Annotated in this window: 27 protein-coding genes; 17 read left to right on the top strand and 10 right to left on the bottom strand. The window is 36.6% G+C overall.

Annotated features, from left to right (window positions below; all coding sequences use genetic code 11):
• Position 1: 1 nt before the first annotated feature.
• From ABD682_RS07040 to ABD682_RS07000, 9 genes are all read right to left on the bottom strand, one after another.
• Positions 2-901 carry a mechanosensitive ion channel family protein gene (locus tag ABD682_RS07040; RefSeq protein ID WP_344740394.1) on the bottom strand — a complete coding sequence of 300 codons (900 nt, stop codon included), beginning with the start codon at positions 899-901 and terminating at the stop codon, positions 2-4.
• A gap of 9 nt (positions 902-910) precedes the next feature.
• Positions 911-1,207, bottom strand: coding sequence for a chaperone modulator CbpM (locus tag ABD682_RS07035; protein ID WP_344740393.1), 297 nt, complete (start codon positions 1,205-1,207; stop codon positions 911-913).
• Positions 1,207-2,115 carry a DnaJ C-terminal domain-containing protein gene (locus ABD682_RS07030; RefSeq protein WP_344740392.1) on the bottom strand — a complete coding sequence of 303 codons (909 nt, stop codon included), beginning with the start codon at positions 2,113-2,115 and terminating at the stop codon, positions 1,207-1,209. The genes ABD682_RS07035 and ABD682_RS07030 overlap by 1 nt, the downstream gene beginning before the upstream one ends.
• A gap of 3 nt (positions 2,116-2,118) precedes the next feature.
• Positions 2,119-2,328 carry a hypothetical protein gene (locus tag ABD682_RS07025; protein ID WP_344740391.1) on the bottom strand — a complete coding sequence of 70 codons (210 nt, stop codon included), beginning with the start codon at positions 2,326-2,328 and terminating at the stop codon, positions 2,119-2,121.
• A gap of 8 nt (positions 2,329-2,336) precedes the next feature.
• Positions 2,337-2,771, bottom strand: coding sequence for a hypothetical protein (locus ABD682_RS07020; protein ID WP_344740390.1), 435 nt, complete (start codon positions 2,769-2,771; stop codon positions 2,337-2,339).
• Between the two features lie 106 nt (positions 2,772-2,877).
• Positions 2,878-3,963 carry a site-2 protease family protein gene (locus tag ABD682_RS07015; protein WP_344740389.1) on the bottom strand — a complete coding sequence of 362 codons (1,086 nt, stop codon included), beginning with the start codon at positions 3,961-3,963 and terminating at the stop codon, positions 2,878-2,880.
• Positions 3,964-4,581: a WG repeat-containing protein gene (locus ABD682_RS07010; RefSeq protein WP_344740388.1), complete on the bottom strand. Its 618-nt coding sequence runs from the start codon at positions 4,579-4,581 to the stop codon at positions 3,964-3,966. It abuts the gene before it with no gap.
• Positions 4,582-4,663: 82 nt separating this feature from the next.
• Complete coding sequence (gene trxA / locus ABD682_RS07005) at positions 4,664-4,960, bottom strand: thioredoxin (protein WP_344740387.1); 297 nt, start codon at positions 4,958-4,960, stop codon at positions 4,664-4,666.
• A gap of 4 nt (positions 4,961-4,964) precedes the next feature.
• A complete protein-coding gene (locus ABD682_RS07000) occupies positions 4,965-5,372 on the bottom strand; it encodes a hypothetical protein (RefSeq protein WP_344740386.1) in 408 nt (135 codons plus the stop codon).
• Between the two features lie 123 nt (positions 5,373-5,495).
• Between ABD682_RS07000 and ABD682_RS06995 the strand changes: the two genes are divergently transcribed.
• From ABD682_RS06995 to ABD682_RS06915, 17 genes are all read left to right on the top strand, one after another.
• The gene (locus tag ABD682_RS06995) at positions 5,496-7,376 is read left to right on the top strand and encodes a PAS domain-containing sensor histidine kinase (protein WP_344740385.1); all 1,881 of its coding nucleotides are present in this window, start codon (positions 5,496-5,498) and stop codon (positions 7,374-7,376) included.
• Complete coding sequence (locus ABD682_RS06990) at positions 7,373-8,431, top strand: response regulator (RefSeq protein WP_344740384.1); 1,059 nt, start codon at positions 7,373-7,375, stop codon at positions 8,429-8,431. The genes ABD682_RS06995 and ABD682_RS06990 overlap by 4 nt, the downstream gene beginning before the upstream one ends.
• An 89-nt stretch (positions 8,432-8,520) precedes the next feature.
• Complete coding sequence (locus tag ABD682_RS06985; protein ID WP_344740383.1) at positions 8,521-9,366, top strand: universal stress protein; 846 nt, start codon at positions 8,521-8,523, stop codon at positions 9,364-9,366.
• 9 nt (positions 9,367-9,375) lie between these two features.
• Complete coding sequence (locus ABD682_RS06980; RefSeq protein WP_344740382.1) at positions 9,376-9,762, top strand: hypothetical protein; 387 nt, start codon at positions 9,376-9,378, stop codon at positions 9,760-9,762.
• Between the two features lie 637 nt (positions 9,763-10,399).
• The gene (locus ABD682_RS06975; RefSeq protein WP_344740381.1) at positions 10,400-11,248 is read left to right on the top strand and encodes a universal stress protein; all 849 of its coding nucleotides are present in this window, start codon (positions 10,400-10,402) and stop codon (positions 11,246-11,248) included.
• A 21-nt stretch (positions 11,249-11,269) separates the two neighbouring features.
• Complete coding sequence (locus ABD682_RS06970) at positions 11,270-12,112, top strand: universal stress protein (RefSeq protein WP_344740379.1); 843 nt, start codon at positions 11,270-11,272, stop codon at positions 12,110-12,112.
• An 18-nt stretch (positions 12,113-12,130) separates the two neighbouring features.
• A complete protein-coding gene (locus ABD682_RS06965) occupies positions 12,131-12,961 on the top strand; it encodes a universal stress protein (RefSeq protein WP_344740378.1) in 831 nt (276 codons plus the stop codon).
• A gap of 68 nt (positions 12,962-13,029) precedes the next feature.
• Positions 13,030-13,884 carry a universal stress protein gene (locus ABD682_RS06960; RefSeq protein ID WP_344740377.1) on the top strand — a complete coding sequence of 285 codons (855 nt, stop codon included), beginning with the start codon at positions 13,030-13,032 and terminating at the stop codon, positions 13,882-13,884.
• A 39-nt stretch (positions 13,885-13,923) separates the two neighbouring features.
• The gene (locus ABD682_RS06955; RefSeq protein WP_344740376.1) at positions 13,924-14,766 is read left to right on the top strand and encodes an ATP cone domain-containing protein; all 843 of its coding nucleotides are present in this window, start codon (positions 13,924-13,926) and stop codon (positions 14,764-14,766) included.
• Positions 14,767-14,771: 5 nt separating this feature from the next.
• Entirely contained in the window at positions 14,772-16,145 is a 1,374-nt protein-coding gene (locus tag ABD682_RS06950) for an MBL fold metallo-hydrolase RNA specificity domain-containing protein (protein WP_344740375.1), read from the top strand.
• A gap of 17 nt (positions 16,146-16,162) precedes the next feature.
• Positions 16,163-16,579: a hypothetical protein gene (locus ABD682_RS06945; RefSeq protein WP_344740374.1), complete on the top strand. Its 417-nt coding sequence runs from the start codon at positions 16,163-16,165 to the stop codon at positions 16,577-16,579.
• A 121-nt stretch (positions 16,580-16,700) separates the two neighbouring features.
• Complete coding sequence (locus tag ABD682_RS06940; protein WP_344740373.1) at positions 16,701-17,219, top strand: Hsp20/alpha crystallin family protein; 519 nt, start codon at positions 16,701-16,703, stop codon at positions 17,217-17,219.
• Positions 17,220-17,290: 71 nt separating this feature from the next.
• Positions 17,291-17,734, top strand: coding sequence for a hypothetical protein (locus ABD682_RS06935; protein ID WP_344740372.1), 444 nt, complete (start codon positions 17,291-17,293; stop codon positions 17,732-17,734).
• Positions 17,735-17,752: 18 nt separating this feature from the next.
• Entirely contained in the window at positions 17,753-18,421 is a 669-nt protein-coding gene (locus ABD682_RS06930; protein WP_344740371.1) for a hypothetical protein, read from the top strand.
• A gap of 73 nt (positions 18,422-18,494) precedes the next feature.
• A complete protein-coding gene (locus ABD682_RS06925; RefSeq protein WP_344740370.1) occupies positions 18,495-19,217 on the top strand; it encodes a sulfite exporter TauE/SafE family protein in 723 nt (240 codons plus the stop codon).
• A gap of 113 nt (positions 19,218-19,330) precedes the next feature.
• A complete protein-coding gene (locus ABD682_RS06920; protein WP_344740369.1) occupies positions 19,331-19,972 on the top strand; it encodes a hypothetical protein in 642 nt (213 codons plus the stop codon).
• 31 nt (positions 19,973-20,003) lie between these two features.
• Entirely contained in the window at positions 20,004-20,369 is a 366-nt protein-coding gene (locus ABD682_RS06915; RefSeq protein WP_344740368.1) for a hypothetical protein, read from the top strand.
• 105 nt (positions 20,370-20,474) lie between these two features.
• On the opposite strand, the gene ABD682_RS06910 is transcribed toward ABD682_RS06915, so the two are convergent.
• A complete protein-coding gene (locus tag ABD682_RS06910) occupies positions 20,475-23,243 on the bottom strand; it encodes a T9SS type A sorting domain-containing protein (protein WP_344740367.1) in 2,769 nt (922 codons plus the stop codon).
• Between the last annotated feature and the right edge of the window lie 21 nt (positions 23,244-23,264).

Here is a 23,264-nt window from a genome sequence, read left to right as displayed (position 1 = left end):
TCTAGGAAGTTACTTTTACCTCTATTTCGGGTAATCGCATAAGCTCCAACGTTGCAGAAGCTAGTTTTACTTTGCCCTTGGTTTTTAAAATTTCATTATAAATTTCACTCTGTAAGGCATTCTTGGTGGAACGTCTTTTCTTATAATCTACGATATATCGCAGATTAAATTGAATCCAATTGTCTGTTAAAGTAACAGCAATGGTAGGGTCGAGCATGGCATCTTCGATGTAGTATTTATTGACCACATCGCGCCATTGCTTTTTTGAGTTTGTAGTGAATTGTGAAAGTGTTTGTGAAGAAATTTTGGTCAGGATCGCCTCGGTCAAAGCAATATCTGAGCCGTATTTTATTGGTAAGTTAAATTCGTCCCAAATAAAGGGAAAGTCTTTGGAGTAATTATATACAGGTCCTTTAAAAACAAAGGCGTTACTAAGCTTAACGATGCGTCCGGTGTAATTATCGCTGCTTACCCACTGCCCAATTTCCATCATGGTGGTGTAAATAGTATCGACATCAATCACATCTCCTTTGATATTATTAATTTCGATACGGTCGCCGGGTGTATAAACCTTAACAGTAAAAATGTACAAGGAGCCTGCAACACTAAGTATGAGCTCCTGAAGCGTAAAAGCAACTCCTGCAGTGAACAGCCCCAAAACTAAGGTTAGATCTTTAATGGTTCCGGTAAAATAAGAGAAAGAAAGCAGGATCAGAATTATATAACCCACAACTTCAATACCTTTTTGAGATTTGTATCGCGCTGTAGTATCGGTGACTTGTTTTCGCAAAAACCTACGAAGAAGCTGGATGATACTTAAAACGAAAACAACGAGCAAAGCAAATTTCACCACACTTGCCAGTGTAGGATTATCTGCTACCCATTGTTTGATATGTTCCATAACCGGGGTTTATAAATCCTCATATAACCGAAGTCTGTTATGCAGATCTGTAATCTCTTTTTTTAATTCATTCACCTGATCTAATAAATTGTAAATGACATCAATGCCTTCAAAATTTATGTCCAGATCGTAATGCATGCGCGCCATTTTTTCCACACGTTTCAATTGCGTTTTATGAATGAATATATCATCATTCTCACTTGTAATTTCTATTAGTTCAAAGGCTTCCAAATTATTTATGAAAGCAACAGGGATTTTATAGTGTTTACAAACCATTTGAACCGGTATAAGATCTGTTGTTTCCATTATTTACGAAGTTTTTGTAACTGTTTTACTAAATCTTTCTCGGCTTTCGATAAGTTTGTCGGTAATTTAATTTGATAGGTAATATATAAATCACCAAACTGCCCGTCCTTTTTATATTTCGGAAATCCTTTACCTTTAAGTTTTACTTTAGTTCCGTTCTGGGTTTCCGGTTTTATATTCAATTTCACCTGGCCATCAAACGTATCTACCAGAAGATCTCCGCCCAAAATTGCGGTATAGAGATCGAGATCTACGGTAGCATAAAGATTGTCTTTGTCTCTTTTGAATTTTGAATGGTTAATAATAGAAAATTCAATGTAAAGATCGCCATTAGGACCACCATTAACGCCTTTTCCGCCATGGCCTTTAATTTTGATGATCTGACCATGCTCTACACCCGCAGGAATGGTGATCCGGATATTCTTGCCATTAACGGTTAAGGTACGTTTGTGTTTTGTGTAGACATCTTTGAGGTCGAGCTGAAGCTGAGCATTATAATCCTGACCACGAAATTTTACGTGCCCACCACCTCGAGCACCGGAAAAACCTCCGCCACCTCCGAACATATCGCGGAAAAAATCTGAAAAATCCTCTTCGGAATAGCCTCCTGAAGCCCCTTGATATTGCCGTTGATATTGTTGCTGACTTCGTTGTTGTTGTTGAGCCTTTTCATATTCGTCAGCATGTTGCCAATGCTCGCCATACTGATCGTATTTTTTCCGATTCTCGGGATGACTCAATACCTCATTAGCTTCGTTGATCTCTTTAAACTTTTTCTCCGCCACAGGATCGTTCGGATTGAGATCCGGATGATATTTACGAGCCAGTTTTCTATAGGCTTTTTTTATATCATTTTCAGAAGCATCCTTGGGTAAACCTAGAATCTTATAATAATCAATAAAAGCCATGAATTATTTTTTATGGGTTTCTATATGGTGTTTTAAAATTTGTTGTAAGCTTTTAAGGTAATCCTCCATGACTGCTACCGTAATATTGGGATGGTCCAAAGATGGCATGGTTACCGGATTTTCATCCAAATAAGCATACAGTTCGGGATAGTCATTTTCAATAGTATCGGTGAGTTTTAAAATCTTGTCCTCAATGCTTTGTATCGTTTTCATGATCTCAATTAATTAAGAGTCAGATTTTCTGAGGCTTCACTGCCAAGAACTTCCTGGATCATGCTGAAAATAGCCTTTTCCAACTCATTTTCCTCAGTAACAAATTTATAAATTTCGTGTTCAAGTTCTTCATTTTCATCCTTAAAAACCGGTGGATTTTGAAGAAAAGCCTCTTTTCCATCCATATCAACGCGCAAGCGCTGTTTTAAATAATCACATTGCGTTTTGAGGTTAAAAACTTCCTGTTGTAATTCGCGTAATTCATCCAAATTCTCCTGAGCCACAAGTTTCGAAAAATAATATTCTATCAGGTTTTCCAAAGAACTCAAATCCAGATAATAAAAATCCAGATTACTCTTAAGTTGTTCCATAAGATGCTGTAAATTTTTCCAACTTATTTGCTTATTAATTTGTGAAGGCGGTGTTTCGGAATAATTTTTCATGGGTTTAAATTTTGATCATGAAATAAAAATACCCTTTTGTTGGGGGATTTTAAATGACTTAAGTCATAAACCAAGAAAAAAATATTGCAAGCGAAGTAATCCTTTTCTAATACGCCAATTTAGCCTGCAGTAATAAAAATTCGTTGAGATTTGTGGCATCAATGACGCCCGCTAGTTTATCATCCTTCATAACGGGAATGAAAGCATTCTTTTTATTTACGATAAGATTATAGGCATCCACTAAATTATCGGAATACTTTAATAATTGAAACTTTGTTTTCATGACCTCCTTCACTGAAAGGTTTTTGTTGGAATTATCAATGATATCTTTATGATACAAAATACCCTTTACTTGATGATCTTCAACAACAATGAAATTTTTTTCTGTTCCGAAAATAATGTGGTTTACGGCTATATCTATGGGATCATCCGGTAGTAATGTGGTCATGTTTATCATCATTGCTTCTTCTACAGCATGACCTTTTAGCAGGGCCTTTTGCTGTACCATTTGATTTTCCGCGAAAGCGCTAAAAAATATAAAAATGGCTATAATCACCAAAAACGGATTGTATAAGAGCCCTGAAAATAAGAACAATACAGCTATAATATGGGCTACACTCGTAGCTATTCTAGTGGCTTTGATACGACTCATTTTCATGGCAAGAAGCGCTCTCAGCATACGCCCGCCATCCATTGGAAACGCCGGTATGAGATTAAAAATGAAAAGTACCGCATTGGCCGCAAAAAGATAAAAAAGGAAACTACTTAAAGAAAAGTTCATTAAAAACTCAAAAGCTTCGGTAAAATTCATTTGAAAATAAACCTTTACAGGTATACTGTAATATAAGAATATAGCGATGATAAGGTTTACCAGAGGACCTGCCATACTTACCAAAAATTCTTTTTTTGGCGATTTTGGCATGCGTTTAAAACTGGCCATACCACCAATGGGTAATAAAGTGATTTTTTCCGTTTGAATATGGAAGCGTTTGGCAACCAAAGCATGTCCCAACTCATGAAGGATAATAGAGGCGAAAATTCCAATAAGCACAATGATGTTAAATAAAATACTGGTGGCATCACCACCACGATACAATTCACTAACAACAATCCAAATAATCAAAAAAATGAATGTCCAGTGAACCAGGATGTTGATACCACCAATGTGCCCTATTTGAAGATTCGCTCTCATTTAAAATGCTGTTTCCTGATCAACAAGAACAAGTTTCCATTTATTATTTTCGGTACGTACGGCGTATATCTGATCTGATATTTGTCTCGAGGTTATTACGGGTGGTGTTTTTAGGTATTTTTTGTCCAGAGCCATATTCGTTCCTTTGGGATTTAAATAGGTTCCAATGTTTCCGTAGGGATCGATAACAACTTCAAAGTAGCGATAGCCTACCACATGCTTTCCTAAAATACCATTATCGCCCAGGTCCTGTTTCAAGATATTTAAGGCTATGGCAGCATTATTTTCAAAATTTGTAGCATTTAAAAATTGAGGGGCAATCACCGTTTTTCCTGTGGTATCAATAAAACCGAAATAAGTGATCCCATCTTTAATCGTTGATATTAAACAACGATCATTTTGAAAAACAGGGTATAGTAAACCGTTTGTTCTGGAGACTACCAAATCATTACGAAAAGGAATAACCAAAGCACCTGACTGATCTATAAATCCCCAGGATTTTCCCTTTTGAACAGCAGCCAGACCGTCATTAAAAGGCGCAATAAAATCGAGATCTTCCGTAATTTGCGAAAAGGCAAATACGGGTATTATTAACCAAATAAGGAGTAAATTTTTCATGACATGACATTTTAAATAGCCATCTAAATTAAGGTCATTCGAGCTATTAGAAAATGATATTTATCATGATAAATAAATCGTATTAAGCGTACTGTTTAATAACCCCTATAATGTCGTTTTTTTGAAGCACTCCGGACTGCCGCCAAAGTAATTTGCCATTTTTAAAAAGTGCCATGGTAGGGACACCACGAACCTGGTATTTTGCCGCTAAAGCGGGATTTTTATCCACATCAATTTTAATGATCTTTACGCCGTCGTTAAGTTCGTGTTTTACCTCTTTTAAAATAGGTGCCTGCACTTTGCACGGACCACACCAAACGGCATGAAAATCGATCAAAACGGGAATATCTGAATTTATGATGCTAATAAAGTTACTCATGAATTTACTTTTTTAATTCCATATCTAATTTAGCCAATAAAATTAATTCTGACTTATTGATACCGGAAAATGAAGCCGCAATGGCATTGGCTGTTTTTAAAATGAGTTGTTTTACCTCAGGGGTGAACAAATGGGGTTGTTCGTTTTTATAATCTACAAAATCTTTATAGTATGAATAAATATTCATACGCTCTTCACTTTTAAGAAAATCAAAAACAATTTCAATTTCATAAGCGGCATCTGTATCAAATTCGTCGGTGATGGGATCAACATCTAACCACTGATTTTTTACCAGTGTTTTCAACTTGTCAAACTCCGCATCGCGCACCTGCCTATCTGCTGCAGCCACAGCATAAAACAGTTTACCAAGGTTTTGGTAAAACTTATGTGTTAACTTCTTTTTCGTTTCCATAATAATACATTTTAACAAACTTAAATATAAGTCAATACTACACTTCAAACCATGATAAAAGTCAGTTTTAAAGCTGGGTATTTCACTTAATTTTACATCATTCCACCAAACTTGTAAGTTGTTATGTATCAACATGATCAACAAATTTTCAAAATTCTTTTAGAAACCATTTCTGAAGGCGTGATTATTGTTGATTTTGAACAAAATATTGTAGACCTGAATGCGGCTTCGGAGGCTATTTTCGGCTATTCAAAAAAGGAACTTTTAGGAAAATCGTTAAATATCCTTACTCCATCTAACTTTCATAAGGTTTACACCAGTCAGTTTAAAACCATCATTAAAAATGGTAAGCGGATCAAAATGAGTGAAACCAAAGATATTTATGGCGTAAAAAAGGATGGAACGATTATCAGTGTGGATGCTGAATTGAATCCTTTCACGGTGTATGACAAAACCTATGTTATGGCCGTATTTCGAGATATTTCGGAAAAAAAGGAAATTGAGAGAAATCTCATGTTGCGCACTAAAGCTTTGCAATCGGCTCAGAACGGGATCGTGATCACGGATGCCTTAAAACACGATAATCCTATTATTTTTTACAATTCGGCCTTTCAAAAACTTACCGGTTATTCTGACAAAGAAATCCTTAATCATAACTGTCGTTTTTTACAAAAAGACGATCGCGACCAACCCCCTTTGAAAAAACTTCGGGATTGCATTAGCAAAGGCCAAAGTTGCCAAGCCACATTACGTAATTACAAAAAAGACGGTACTTTATTCTGGAACGATTTATATGTGTTCCCCATAACAGATTCAGAGGGTATAGTTACCAATTTTATTGGTATCCAGAATGACGTAACCCATAAAATCCAGCAGGAAGAAGAACGGCATCATTTAGGTTCCATATTAAACGAATCGCTAAATGAGATTTATGTTTTGGATGCTGAAACCTTGAAGTTTTTGAATGTTAATTTTGGTGCGCAACAAAACCTGGGCTACACTTTTGAAGAATTGAAGCACATGACCATTTTGGATATTAAACCGCCTGAGAACAGAAAGCGGCTTCAGGAAACCATAAATGTGTTGCAAAAAAAGAACGTTGAAAAAGTAAAATACGAAAACGAACACATTCGAAAAGACGGTACAACCTATCCTGTTGAAGTGCATTTTCAACGTTCAAAATTATACAACAAAAATGTTTTTATAGCGATTGCTTTAGATATTACCGAGCGAAAAAACTACACTAAAAAGCTGGAAAAACAAGTTGAAGAACGCACCCACCAGCTAGAAAAAGCGCTAAGCAAGGAAAAGGAACTAAATGAGATCAAAACGAATTTCTTATCCATGGTTTCACATGAGTTTAAAACGCCGTTAAGTGCTATTTTAACCTCGAGCGAGCTCCTTAGAAAATATGTTGTTAAAGAACATGCAGACAAACGTCAGAAACACATCAAGACCATCATCGACAAGGTGTATTACCTCAACAATATTATAAATGACTTTTTATCCCTGGAAAAATTAGAAACCGGAAAAGTAAATTATCGATTAAACCAGTTCAATTTAAGTAAGGTCATCGATCAGGCGGTATATGATGCTAATATGCTTCTTAAAAAAGGACAACAAATTCAGTATCCTGAAGACATTGATGGTCTTTCCGTGTATCAAGACGAAAAAATAATTCATCTCATTTTATCAAATCTATTGCACAATGCTATAAAATATTCAGATGAAGGAACAACCATAGATTTAAAGGTGAAACAGGAACCAAAGAACACCATAATAACGGTAAGGGACCAAGGTTACGGTATCCCTGAAAAAGATCAGAAACACATCTTTGAACGTTACTTCAGAGCGCAGAATGTTATTAATACGCAAGGAAATGGAATTGGTCTCAATATTGTGAAAACCCATCTCGAAAACCTTGGAGGCAGTATATTTTTTGAAAGTGAAGAAGGTAAAGGCACCACCTTTGAAATTACATTTCCTAATACAGAAAAGCTATGAAAACAGTATTATTAGTTGAGGACGATTCCGTTTTACGAGAAAACACCGCCGAGCTTTTGGAACTATCCAAATACAAGATTCTAACCGCCGCAAACGGAAAAATTGGTGTAGAAATGGCAAAGAAACATATTCCCGATATTATTGTTTGCGATATTATGATGCCGGAGTTAGACGGTTATGGTACCTTGGAAATTCTTTCAAAAGACAAAAAAACAAATAGGATCCCTTTTGTATTTCTCTCCGCTAAAACCGAAAGACAAGACGTGAGAAAAGGAATGAATCTAGGGGCCGATGATTACATTACGAAGCCCTTCACAGAAGATGATATTATAAGCGCTATTGAAAGCAGACTTGCAAAGGCCGCGATTTTAGAGGAATTGAATCAAGCCCATAAAAATGGCTTTGCGCTAACTCAGGAAAAAGATGAGATAAAAACCCTGAATGATCTCAAGAACTTTTTTGACGACTACGGAACCGAGTTCAATTATAAAAAGGACGACATCATTTATTATGAGAGAGACCACTCCAATTACATCTATCTTATAAGCAAAGGAGCTGTAAAATGCCATCGTATGGACGAGCAGGGAAAAGAACTGGTAACCGCCTTATACAAAGAAGACGATCTGTTCGATTACACCTCGTTTACCACAAATATCCCGCATCAGGAAACCGCCACGGCTATTGCCGACACGACCCTTCTGGGCGTTTCCATTCTAGAATTTACAGAATTGCTCAACAAAAATCACAAGGTAGTTTTAGAACTTATTGAATTGCTTGCCGACAATCTATCTGATGTTAAAGAACAATTATTACAAATTGCTTACGGCACAGTGAACAAAAAAACAGCTGCTACGATATTAAAGTTTGCTGAAAAAATAAATAGAAAACCCGACGACCCCATTAAAATTTCAAGAAACGATCTGGCAAGTGTAGCCGGAATTGCAACGGAAACCTTGATCAGAGCCCTAACAGAATTTAAAAAGTTAGGTATTATTAAGGCTGAAGGAAGAAATATAAAAGTCGTTGATCTGGAGCGGTTAAAAACTATTACCTAGGAAAAAATCAAAGTCATTTATTACATGATTAATATCATTTTATCTCCCTGCAGTTCCCTGTAATTTAGAGGTATAAAAAATTTAAAGAAATGAAAAACATACTATTACCAACAGATTTTTCAGAAAATTCATGGAATGCCATTGATTATGCCATTCGATTGTTTGAAAACGAGGCTTGCAACTTTTACGTACTGCACGTCAATAAGGTCACTGATAATTTTATGGATGGAGCTCCCTTTCTGGCCGATGAAGAATTATTATTGAAGATCTACACCAAACCTACCAAGCGTAAATTGCGTCAAGTTATGAAGCGTATTGCGGTGCACTATCCCGACAATAAGAATCACAGATTTTACACCCTTTCAGATTATAATTTTTTTATCGATGCTATACGCAAACAGGTTGAAGAAAATCGTATCGATCTCATTGTCATGGGAACCAAAGGTACATCAGGTTTGAAGGAGATTATTGTTGGTAGCAACACCGGTGATGTTATTACGAAGGTTAAATGCAACACTTTGGTTGTTCCTGAACAAGCCAAATTTACACCCTTAAAGGAAATAGCTTTCCCAACAGATTTTTCAATGAATTATAACTTAGAGATCCTGGAACCTATTTCAGACCTTGTTGAAGAGCAAAAAGCGGCATTACGAATTGTTCATGTAAGTAAAAAGAAAATTGAACTTAACAGCGAACAAAAATTAAATCGGGAATTGGTAGATGATTATTTCAGTGATGTTGAACACAGCTTCCATTATTTAACCAATAAAAGAATTGAAGATGCTATTGAATGTTTTGTTCAAAGCCGGCATGTTGATTTGATCAGTATGGTAGCAAAAAACCTCAATTATTTTCAACAAATTCTATTTCATTCCCGTGTAGAAGAAATAAGTTATCACACTGAAACACCATTTTTAGTATTACACGAAAAATAAACTTTGAAGATGAATACATCCGATTTTTTAGGCCTGTTTTGGGGTTGGTATCTTATTATTTTCTTTTTGATATTAAGCTTAAACCCATCGAGGATCCGACAAATTTTTTCAGATCTTAACGATGAAAAGTTTTTGATCCTGGCGTCCTTGTTTGCCATAGTTATCGGGTTATTGAACATCCTATTTCATAATATTTGGGAAGCAAATTGGAGAATAATCATTACACTTATGGGTTGGTTGGCATTATATATAGGTTTATCCTTGTTTATTTTTCCAAAACAAACCGTATCGTTCTTAAAATTCATTAACGTAAAATTGGTGCAAGTTATTTACATCCTGTTGTTCTTAACCGGAGTATACCTACTTAATGCCGTTTACGAAGTGGTACCCATATAATTTTCCAAAACATGATAAATATCATTTTTTGAGTGGATGCAGTGCTGTAAATTAGCATCATAATTAAAAGTTCTTATCCATATTAACTTCAAACTGGTCTTCATCATGAAAATTGATAAGACCGATGAACAAAGTGTTTAGAGCTATTTTTTAGCAGGAAAACCCAATGATGTCGACTTTAGAAATAAAGAACACATTGAAGCAAAACCGAATGCCAAATAATAACACTAAAGACTTTGGAAAAACAGGAGATTGCGATCTCCTGTTTTTTAAAATATTTAGGGGTAATGCATTAACGGTAATGATTGGCCCGAGATTTTGAAACGTTTGATACTTATTAGTTTTCTGAAGTTTTAATATTACTTTTGAGAGATGTTAATGAAGGAAAAGTTACCTAATAATTTCAAATAGTTTCAATAAAAGAAACAGGAAGTTCCGGCTTCCTGTTTCTTATCAAAACACTAGCTATTAATCAATTCACAGGTGTAAGTATGTGATTGAAAAAAGGGGATGTTCGGTAAAACGGCGTTCCCTTTTTTGCGTTTAAAACACGCCGCTACAAAACCCTTTCCAATTATGATAAATATCATTGTATCAAGCAGGTGTAGGCTTTAATTTTAAAGAAACTCCTGATGTGATGCGAAAGATATTAATACCCACGGATTTCTCTGAAAATGCATTCAATGCATTAAAATATGCTGTAGATCTTTTGAAATATGAGCTCAGCGAATTTTATATTATGCATGCCTTCCAGGATGATATTTATGCCGATGAAGATCTGATTGAAAAAGAAGGTTTGGAAAACGTTACCCGGTCGGTTAGTGAGAATTCCGAAGAACAGTTAAAGGACATTGTTACTAATATAAAAGACTTTTCGCCAAACCCAAATCACAGCTTTTTTATTGTTTCATCAAATAATGTGCTGGTCGATGAAGCCGAAACCATCGTAGAAAAAGAAAATATCGACCTTATCATTATGGGCACCAAAGGGAGAACCAACGATAAAACAATCACCTTCGGGAGTCATGCGCTGCAAGTGATAAAATATGTTCCTTGCCCTGTACTGGCCATTCCCGTAAACTTTAAATACACCCAGCCTAAACACATACTTTTCCCAACAAATTACCTCATCCCTTATAAACGTAGAGAGTTAAAATTGCTATGTGAAATGGCCTCACCCTACAGAGCAGTGATCGATATGCTATACATCTCAGCTTCGGAAAAATTATCAATGCGACAAAAGGACAATCAAAACTTTATAAAAGAAACGCTATGTAAAAATGAACTCCGGTTTAAAGTGGAAAAGAGCAAACATTTCATCAACACTATTTATAAATACATTAAAGAAAATCACATAGATATGCTGGTAATGGTAAACACCCGACATTCTTTTTTAGAGGATATCATAGAACAATCTAAAGTGGACGAACTAAGCTTGAATATTGATATCCCCTTTTTAGCATTACAAAACCTGAAACGCGAATAAATGAATTAAAATCTTAAAGCCATGAAAAATATACTCCTTCCCATCGATTTTTCAGATAATTCCTGGAACGCCGTATCGTATGCCGTCCAGCTTTTCAAAAACGAGACCTGTACTTTTTATTTATTGAACACCTATACCCCTGTAGTTTATCATGTGGAATATGTTTTAGCCTCTCCGGCACAATATGGCATTCAGGACACGGTTCGTGAAAATTCTCTAAATGGTTTAGAGGAATTCAGAACCAGAATTAAAACGGAGTTTAAAAACCCGAAACACACCATTGAAGCCATTTCTGCTTTTAACACCTTGATCCAGGAAGTTGAATACCAGGTTGAAGAAAAAAACATCCATTATGTTATTATGGGAACTCAAGGGGCTACCGGAGCCAAAGAGATTTTGTTCGGATCGAATACCGTGCATGTTCTAAAAAGCGTTAAATGCCCCGTAATTGCTGTTCCGGGAAAATTCTTCTTTGAAACACCGCACGAAGTATTGTTTCCAAATGACTTTGAAGTGGCGTTCAGACATCGCGATCTAAAACCCATTTTAGAGATCTGTTCATTATACAATACCCGGGTAAACATTCTCCATATTTCCAGTGGTTACGACCTCACCAAGTTTCAGGAAGAAAATAAAAAATTCCTCGAAGAGAGCTTTAAAAATATTGCACATTTGTTCCATGATGTAAGTTTCCAGACTGTTGAAGAAGGTATTGCCAACTTTCAATTAAAAGCGAAAATTAATTTGTTGGTCATGATCAATAATAAACATTCATTCTTCGAAAATTTATTCTTTAAAAATACCATAAAACAAATCGGATTTCATGTTAATGTTCCCTTTTTGGTGATTCCTCTCCAAACCTAATTTAAAACATCGACAGCCATGAAACGACACATTTTATTGCCAACGGATTTCTCAGACAACGCCTGGAATGCTATCGTTTATGCATTAAAGTTGTTTAAAGATGAGTATTGCACATTTTATTTTCTGCATAGCGTAACCATAAAAGTGTCGATGCTTTCAAACCTGTCCAATCGCCTTATCAAAACTATGGAGCAAGATGCGATGAAGGAATTATTGGCATTACGTGAACTGGCTGAAACCTCAGATGCTAATGCAAATCATGATTTTCAGATCATTTTAACCACAGACGAGCTTTATAGGGCTATAAAAAAAGCCATTTTAGAATGGAATATCGAAATGGTGGTTATGGGAACCAAAGGTGCATCCGGGGCTAAACGATTTTTCTTAGGAAGTAACACCGTTAATATCAGTAAAACCTTGAATGATTGTTCCCTTTTGATCATTCCTGAAGAATATGATTTTATCGAACCAAAACAAATAGCTTTACCTACGGATTACAACAGGTTCTACGATCCCAAAGAATTGCGTCAGGTTAAGGTCATTGCAGATCTTTTCAATTCAAAACTCAGGATCATTCACATCAATGAGGAAGACGATCTCAACAACATTCAAAAGTACAATCTATCGTCCCTTCAAAATTATCTGGATACCTATGAGTACAGTATTCATTGGATGCCTAAATATGCTAAAAAAGCCAAAGAGATCCATGATTTTGTGGATGAATTGGAGATAGATCTCTTAGCTATGGTGCGATATAAACACAGCTGGGTTGAGAAAATTATGAATGAACCGGTCATTCAAAATATAGGATTTCACCCTAAAATACCCTTTTTAGTGATACCGGAATGAGCTGATATTTATCATTGCGATCATGTGCTATTAAGAGTAAATTTATGTAACAACCTAAACGTAAAGCCATGAAGCGCAAGATTTTACTCCCTACAGATTTTTCTAAAAATGCCTGGCATGCAATCAGTTATGCTATGGAATTATATAAAAAAGACCATTGCGATTTTTACATATTGAATGTCTTTAACGGAAACAGCGACATGATTGGAAGCTTATTGAACATGGAGCCCGGATCAGAACTTTATGAGTCGGCTAAATCGGATGCAGAAGACGGTCTTGCAAAGGTAATGGACATGCTTGTTTTAAAGGATTACCACAATTCAAAACATCATTTTGAAACCATGGCCCGCTATAACAGTGTTGTTGAAGCGATCAAGATTATTGTAGAAGAAAAAGACATCAATATGATCGTAATGGGAACCAAGGGAAAAACGGATTCACGTTCCAATACCTTTGGAAGTGTGGCCACTGAGGTCATGGAAAAAGTAAGAAACTGTCCTGTTATTGTGGTTCCCGAGCTTGCAAAACGAGACCTTCCGAAGGAGATCGTTTTTCCTACAAGTTACAAAACCCATATCAAGCATCGGGAATTAGATTATTTAATCGATCTCGCTCAAAAATGTAATGCTGCGATTCGGATTTTGCATATAAATTCTGAGAAAAAGCTCAATGAAAAGCAAGAGAATAATAAGGCGCTTCTGGAGGAATACTTCTATCCGGTTGCCCATACCTATCACCACCTGAGTCATGTGGAAGTCCCCATAGGAATAAATTGTTTTGTTGAAAGCCGCGAGAGCGACATGGTAGCTTTCATTAACAAAAAACACAGCTTTTTTCACAGCATGTTAACCCATCCTTTGGTGAAACAGATCGCCTATATTTCCAGAGTTCCTATTTTGGTTATGCATGATCTAAGGAATTAAAACCGATGTATTCCTTTTTACTTTTTTATAGTAGTTATCATGAAAACAGAAACCTTCGATATTATCAAATCATCCGGGGAAAAAGCAAAATTTTCTCTTGAAAAACTACGTTCCTCACTAATCCGGGTTGGTGCCGATGAGGAAACAGTTAATCACATTATCGATACCGTTCGGGACGAGTTATATCAGGGTATTTCAACCAAGGAAATCTACAACCGGGCATTCGCCATGCTTAAGAAAAAAGAACGGCATTTAGCCTCAAGATATAAGCTTAAAAAAGCTATTTATGAATTGGGACCAACAGGTTTTCCCTTTGAGCGTTTTATAGGTGCGATTTTAAAATATTCGGGTTACAAAACCGAAGTTGACACCATAATCCAAGGACGTTGTGTTTCACACGAAGTAGATGTTATGGCTAATAAAAATGGTAATACTACAATTATTGAGTGCAAATTTCACAGAGAAAAAGGCATCAATTGTAATGTAAAAATTCCCTTATATATCCACTCGAGGTATAACGATATTAAGGCCCATTGGGATAAAGATTTAAAAAACTCGTCTATCCTAACGCAGGGTTGGGTGGTTACAAATACACGATTTACGCTCGATGCTATTGCCTATGGAAAATGCGCTAATTTATACTTATTGAGTTGGGATTATCCTGAAAACGAAGGACTAAAAGACCGTATCGATCGCCTGGGCTTATACCCCATTACTGTTTCTACCCTACTCACCAACCGAGAAAAACAATTTTTATTAAGTCGTGATATTGTGTTATGCCGGGAGCTCATTGGTGATAATTTTTATTTGGATCATTTAGGGGTTTCTGAAACGCGTAAAAAACGCATTTTAAATGAAATAAGTATGCTTTGTAAATCTTAAAGACCATGAGTGCGATTACAAGAATACATTTTTTAGGAGCCGCGGGAGTGGTAACAGGATCCAAATTTCTGGTGGAAACTTCAGAGCGCAATATCCTTATTGATTGCGGTATGTTTCAAGGTTTAAAACCTTTACGGGAGTTAAACTGGAGCCCATTGCCTTTTGATGTTAAAACTATTGATGTGGTGCTGCTAACGCATGGTCATCTGGATCATGTGGGATACCTCCCAAGATTAGTCAAACAGGGCTTTCAAGGTAACATAATAGGAACAGCACCAACATTGGCTATTTCAGAGATCATTCTCAAGGACAGCGCTAAAATCCAGGAGGAAGAGGCGGAAAAGGCCAATGAAGAAAAATACTCAAAGCATGATCCCGCGTTACCTTTTTATACCATAAAGGAGGCTGAAAAAACACTAAAATATTTCAAAGCCGAGGTTCCTGATAAATGGATCAAACTTTCAGATAATATCAGTTATCGCTTTCAGTTTAATGGCCATATTATCGGTGCCACTTTTATAGAATTAGATCTTTTTGGTAAGCGTGTGGTTTTCTCAGGTGATGTTGGCCGACCAAACGATTATCTTTTGGATGATCCTAAAAAGCCGGAATGGGCCGACTATCTATTCATGGAAAGTACCTATGGCGATAAACTACACCCCAAAGAGGATGTCTCCGGAATATTGGCAAAACTTATTAAAAAAACCATCCAAAACCGAGGCCATTTAATCATCCCTAGTTTTGCGGTGGAGCGACTACAAACCCTGATCTATTTACTCTGGAAACTGTATCAAACTAATAAAATTCCGAACATTCCCATTTTTGTTGACAGCCCTATGGGAAATAATGTTCTGGATGTTTTTCACCGATTTCCAAAATGGCACAAATTATCCGAGACCGCATATCACAACATGTGTGAGCATGTGAACATTTTGGAATCCTACCAGGAAACCTGGGAAACCATTGACGACAAACGTCCGAAAATTGTAATTGCAGGAAGCGGCATGGTTACCGGTGGTCGTGTACTCACCTATTTGCAGCAATTAATTGACGAACCAACTACCAACGTCCTTCTAGTCGGATATCAAGCCGATGGTACCCGAGGCCGGCAGCTACAGGACGGCACTCATGAAATTCGCTTATTTGGAAAATACTATCCTGTAAAAGCAACCATAGAAAGTATCCAAAGTTTATCGGCACACGCCGACCAGAACGAGTTACTGGATTGGATGCGCAACATAAAAAATATCCCTGAACAGGTTTTCCTAGTTCATGGCGAACCCACAGCTCTGGATGCATTCAGAGTGAAAATCGAAACCACTTTTAAATGGCAGGTAACTGTCCCGAAACTTGCCGATGTAAAAAAACTGATACTCTAATTTTAAAAGAAAACGTTATGGAAACATTAGAATTTTATAGAAGCTTCAACGGTAATAAAACCATTGAAGAACTGCAATATAACATCACGAAAGCCATTTCAAAATTGGAAAATCTGGACATTGAACTCGAGTTCTACGATGTTCTGTTGGAAAAGCCCATTTATAAAAGTCAAATGCTTAATTTATATGAGCGCCTTTCAGGTTTTAAAAATGAAGTTCAGGTATTGGAGAAAAAACGCAGTGACCTGTTAAATGATCTTCAAAGTCATTTACATCTAATCAAAAATAAATTAGAATGTCAGGATATGGCTTGCGATAACTTTTTTATTAAGGCGCAGGACACTATGGAAATGCGGGTTGTAAACTATCAAAACAGTCTTTCAGACTTTAAATTCAAGTTGTTTCCATACCTAAAAAGTGTGTTGATAAACTAAAAAAATTATCAACAGGACAACTTCAGGCAACCGTTCAGACTGATATATATCATTGTGAAAAGGCGCTTCCTTGGATATATTTAATGAGCAAAATACATGTTCAATTTAAAATATTAATATTATGACAACATTAGCAAAACGCAGCAAGCGTAACAGAATGACTCCAGCAGAAAACCGTTTGGTTACGCCATGGAGCAATACCTTTTTAAGACCTTGGGGCAGCAGCTTATTCAACACAAATTTTGATAATTTAATGCGTTTCGACGATATTTTTAAAGATGATTTCTTTGAAGATGACAGTTTGATGCCTGCATTGAATATTAAAGAACATAACAAAGATTTTGAGTTTGAATTAGCAGCTCCCGGATTCAACAAAAAGGATTTTAATGTGACTATTGAAGATGATGTACTTCATATTTCAGGTAAAAAAGAAGAAGAAAAAGAAGTGAAAGAAAATGAATATGCTCGCAACGAATTCAATTATAAATCTTTCCAACGTTCTATGATGTTACCACCTTCAATAGATTTAGATCAAGATGTAAAAGCAACTTACAAAGATGGCATCTTGAAACTTAAATTGATTAAAAAAGAAGAAGCTGTAACAAAAGAACCTCCTAAAAAAGTAATTAAAGTTGATTAAACTTTTTAAGCAGAAAGTAATATCAACCTCATATTACTTTCTGCTTTTTTAAAATTTTAAACTAATACGCCATGGAAACTAAAGAAATTAATGCCAAATACGATGTTTGGTTAAACGCTGAGAACATGCACAGAGATTCCAGAAATTGGCTTTCAGAATTGGAATTTGCCAAAGATGAAGAGCTGTTTTTAGATGATCTTATAAAGTCGTATACCCTACAACTTATCGATTCAAAACACTTTGCTGAAAGTAAAAAGGTTATTGATAAACTGAGCAAGATCCAAAAAGAAACCGATGCTCTTTTGGAGATTGTAAAAAATCATGAGAAAGGCTTAAGCATTATGGTTGATGGCATCAACGAATTTGATAAAGAAAAAGCCTTTAAGAACAAACACGTAAAACTCATTATTAATGTTAAAAACTTTTTAGATCGCTATAAAACCATAAAAACAGAATTATTTACTGTTGTAAAAGGTGTGCTAAAAGAGGGCAAACAAAAGCGCCTGCTTGAATAGAATTATAATAAAAACATCATGAAAGTCTTAAAATACATAGGATTATGTTTTTTAGCACTTGGTTGTTCATCATTGGAGTTTAATGATTTTTGGAAAAACCCCGATATCGATACCTATAGTCCGAATAAAGTTCTTATTGTGGGCATGACTTCAAATAAAAAAGCAAGATTACAATTTGAAAACGGACTTAAAGAAGCTTATGAGCTTAGAGGTGTTGCCGCGGTAACAAGCTCAGAATTTTTGAGAGCATCTTTCACTTCGGAAAAGAAAACTGAAGAAGATCTTAGTGCTTTGGAAGACAAACTCATCAATGAAGGATTCGATACCATTTTATTGACCAAAGTGATTGGCGTGGAAGATAAAATAGCCTACAAAACAAATTATAAGAGTTTTGATCCGGGCTATACCAAATTCAAAGAGGATTATTTGAAATATCAGGATGCTTATTACAATCCTGATTATTACGAAGAATATTCGATTTATCATACTGAAACTTCCATGTATTGTATATGCCCTACCAATCCCAGAGAACTGATCTGGAAAGGTTACATTGATGTTACCGATCCCAATTCAGTAGATGATACGGTGAATGAGTATGTTCGATTGGTTGTGATTATATTAGATGAAGAGCAACTTATAAATCCAGGCTTTATTGATACCGGTGTTCACGATCCGGCAATCCAGTAAAAAATGGTTTTGCCCCAAAGGTTTTTAGTACCGAAAAATATAACATCGTAAATTTTTAAAACTGTAAACCATTGTGCTTACCCGATACCTTCCTGTCTTTATTGTACTATCATTTATTGCTGAGATAATTGGTACGATAGGTGGTTTTGGATCTTCGGTTTTTTTTGTTCCTGTTGCTAATTTTTTCTTCGATTTTCAATCCGTTCTGGGCATCACGGCTTTATATCATTTGTCTAGCAATCTCTCTAAAATTGTACTTTTCAAAAAAGGGATCGATAAAAAAATCATTGTATCGCTCGGTATTCCCGCGGTGATATTTGTATCCATTGGAGCTTATTTAAGCAAGTATTTCGACCCTAAAATACTGACCTACTTCCTCGGATTTTTTCTTATAAGCCTGAGTTTAGTCTTTCTCATTTTTAAACATCTTCACATTCAACCAAAAACGAAAAACGCCATCGTTGGGGGATCGCTCTCCGGTTTAAGTGCAGGACTCTTAGGAACCGGTGGAGCCATTCGCGGAATTACCCTGGCCGCGTTCAGAATGAACAAAGATAAATTTATAGCCACTTCCGCTGTTATCGATATGGCTGTAGATTCCAGTAGAACCGTGGTGTATTATTTGAATGGCTACATGCATAAACACGACATGTATTTGGTTCCTATTTTGATAGCCGTTAGTATTATTGGAACTTATATAGGAAAACGGATTCTTACCCGGGTTTCACAAGAACAATTTAGAAATTTCGTATTGATACTTATTCTTCTTATCGGAATCATCAGTGTGATCTCCTAAACCGGTATTAAACACCTCTAATTATAACAGCTATAAGACTTTTAAAGTGATGAATATCATTTCAGATTTCACCTTTAAATTGTTCATTTATATCATAATTAAAAGGATTTGTTATGAAAAATTTAAGTTATGTATTAGGAATAATTTTAGTGAGTTTTAGTTGCTCATCTTCAAGAATGATCGATAGTTGGAGAAACTCAAATTATACTGATTTCCAACCTACAAAAGTATTGATTGTTGGCGTTACGGATAACCTGACAGCCAGAAGAACCTTTGAATCTCAATTACAGTCGGCCTTTCGTGACCGTGGTATAAATGCGGTTGAAAGTTATAATGTATTTGCTCCAAGCTTTACTAATACCAAACAAAGTGAAGAAACCATTGAAAAGGAAGTTAACAAACTAGCTCATGAAGGTTTTGATGCCGTTCTGATCTCAGCGGTGAAGGGTGTCAATGAAAAAACAAGTTATACCGGAGATTGGTACATCCGCAATTATTACTGGCCACGTTTTGGCCGGTATTATTATTTCTATCAGGATGTCTATTTTGATCGAGGTTATTATGAAAAATATAAGGTTTACACAATTGAGTCTACACTTTATAATCTTAAGGACACCAATAAAAAATCTCTGGTTTGGGTAGCCTCTTACAATCTTGTTGATCCTTCTTCGGTAAATGCCTCAGTAAACAAATATGTAAAAGCCATTATAAAAGCTTTAGAAAAAGAAGGCATTATAAACGAATTATATTATTAGCCTCATTGATTTCATTAAAAAAACAAAAATCATGAAAACGATTTCACTTTCGAAACTTATCATTGCGGCTGCAGCTTTTTTAATACTGGAAAGTTGTGGTCCGGTTATTATATCGTCCAGACCAAACTATCCTGTTCCGGGTTGGTTTTATCCACATCGGGTGATTAATGTACGCTACGTATATTTCCCGGAATATACCATTTACTACGACTTAACACTTCGTAATTATTTATATTTAGACAATGGCGTTTGGATTCGAGTTAACACGCTACCTCCCAGATATAATCACATAAACTTCAGACATGCGAAACAAGTGCGTGTAGATAATTATTTTGGAGATAATATAAGAGTGTATCACAACGACCGACGCTCAGATGATAGAGGGAGAAGAAATTAATTTTCTTCTGTTATAAATTCATTTCACATGTTAAATAAAAATAAAATGCCCTGATGATTTTCCCATCATCAGGGCATTCTTTTTGATAGAGGCTACCTTTAAGGCTTACCTTACGATCAGTTTTTTAACTGACACCTTTTCACCGTCACTAAGTTGTAATAGATATAAACCGGATTGCAATGCACTTAAATTCAGTTTTTTAATCTTATTAGAGGGTTCAAAAGTTGTAGAGATCACTTTTTGGCCAATAATATTATAAACATCTACTAAATACCCTGACGAACTTTGAATATAAACAACACCATTAGTTACAGGATTTGGATATAATTTAAAGGATTCTATTTGATTTTTAGCAACGCTCAAAACAGGGCCTGCATTTCCTACCAATACATCCATGTAGGTAATATTGTTCTCAAGATCGAGAATAGCAACACCACCTTCACCGGGACCTTCTTCCTCTGCCACCGCTTCTTCTTCAATGGGCACTATAATTTGAGTAAACTCGTCAAATCCAGCTGTACCACTAATACCATCACCGGCATCAAAACTAAATGTAAGTCGGTAGTGTCCTTCACCTTCATTCATTTGATTGATATCCCAGGTATAACCATAAATAATCTTACCCTTCACATTGATCTCTGCACTAAAATAACCGGGACCTGTACCAGCCTCGGAAGCTGCCAAATTAAAAATAGGTTCATTAATAATATTAACATCCTCTGGGTCAGTTTCTGTCCAACCAATTTCCGGCTGCCAGGTTAATCTACCCGGATAAAAACTACCACTCTTATAATTCATTTTTTGAATAGTAAGTCGGCCATTTGGCGAATACACCGTTGCCTGAGTACCGGGACCATAAACCACATCGCCATCAAGGGTTGTCTGAGCACCATGAACCTCATCTGTACCCCAACTATTCACATGTCGCATGGCAAACTGAGCCACAGAATCAATATCTTCTAATAGCACCAACTCGGTTCTCACTTTCGAATTTAACTCCCAGGCTACTGATTCCAGGTTATCTCCCCAGTCGATCCAATCAATACCAAGAACTTCACCATCAGGCACGGAGGTATTATAGGCCTGCCAGATATTTTGAAAATCCTTTTGGATATAGGCCTTGTATAACTCAGAAACTCCATCACCGGGTGTTGAACCGTCCATGCACAAACTTTCGTCGGTATCTAAAGGTTTACAGCTGTAAAGTGGCGCTTGAGGGTCTATAGGATCTTCGCCCCAAACATACCACCATTCACCCTGTAAAGTGTATTCTCCCATGGTACCCGGTAACACTTTTGAACCGCCATCGGCAAAAATAACCGGAAATGACAAATTGTTTCCTGCCGTTGGTTCGGGAGCAGCAGACACCTCAAACGAAACCGTTACTGGTGTTCCTGCTTCACCGCTTAAATCATCACTGGCATATGGTGTTACCACCAAGGTGTAGGTTCCTTCGGTAAAGTTGTGTCCATTATAATCTCCGTTTGTTTGGCCATAAAGTGTATAAGGAGCTGTGTTTTCTACGCGTGAAGCAGTACTTTCTCCGCTTAGTTGAAACTGAACACTTCCCACATCATCTGTAACCAAAGCTTCAATACTTAGGTTTGAAACAGGAAATTCACTCATATTAATTTGCATACCATCGGTTAGTGTTCCTAAAGACACATCATTTTCCGCATCAATGAGTTCCAGACCTGTTACAGCCACCCAGGGAAGATCATCACCCACAAAATCACCAACAAGGATATCGATATAGGTTAGATTATTTGAAGGGTCCATTACAGGAACACCGCCACTTCCAGGACCACCTTCCTCGGCAACGGATACTGTTTCTTCCTCTTCTTCGGCTACAATGATCTGCGTAAATTCATTAAATTTTGCAGTTCCAAGAGCTTCATCCCCTTCATCAAAACTAAAGGTCATTCGGTAGTATCCTTCTCCTTCATTTAAACTTGATACATCCCAGGTATAACCAAACATTATTTTACCTTTTACATTAATTTCAGCATTAAAGTATTCAGGTCCGGTTCCGGCTTCAGAAACGGCCTGGTCAAAAATGGCTTCATTAATGATATTGGGATCTTCGGGATTGGTCTCGGTCCATCCAGTCCCGGGAATCCAGGTTAGTCTGGATGGATCAATACTAGATTTATTAAAATTCAATTTTTGAACGGTCAACCTACCATTTGGCGTGTAAACCGTTGCCTGAGTTCCTGGACCATAAATGGGCTCATTATTCAACGTTGTCTGAGCTCCATGAACCTCATCAATACCCCAACTATCTACATGCCGCATAGCGAACTCTGTTACAGAATCAATATCCTCTAAAAGCACAACTTCCGTTCTCACTTTAGAATTGATTTTCCAGGCTATGGATTCAAGGTCATCACCCCAGTCTACCCAATCTATATTCAAGGTTTCTCCCGGAGGTACTGAGGTATTATATGCTTGCCAAACATTATCGGGATCCTTCTGAATATATGCTTTAAATAGGGTTGAAATGCCATCTCCGGGAACGGAACCATCACTACACAAACTTTCATCTGTATCTAGTGGTTGACAGCTGTAAAGTGGTGCTTGCGGATCTACCGGATCTTCGCCCCACACATACCACCATACGCCTTGAAGGGAATACGCTTCCATAGTACCGGGCAATACTTTGGTGCCTCCGTCTGCAAAAATAACAGGGAATGACAAGTTATTACCCGCAGTTTCTGTTGGTGGTTCATGACCACCACCGCCCGGACCATTACCGCCGCCTCCAGGACCATTACCGCCACCGGGGCCTCCTTGTGCAAAAACGGAGTGATTAGAATAAAAGAATATAAAGGGCAGAAAGAGCAATATCCTTATAAAAGTAATTATTGTTTTCATGATTTTATGGATTAATTAAAC

This window comes from Gaetbulibacter aestuarii, from assembly GCF_039537665.1.
GTDB classification, from domain to species: Bacteria; Bacteroidota; Bacteroidia; order Flavobacteriales; family Flavobacteriaceae; genus Gaetbulibacter_A; species Gaetbulibacter_A aestuarii.
The sequence above is the reverse complement of the archived record's forward strand: the minus strand, read 5'-3'. Positions and strand labels throughout refer to the sequence as shown.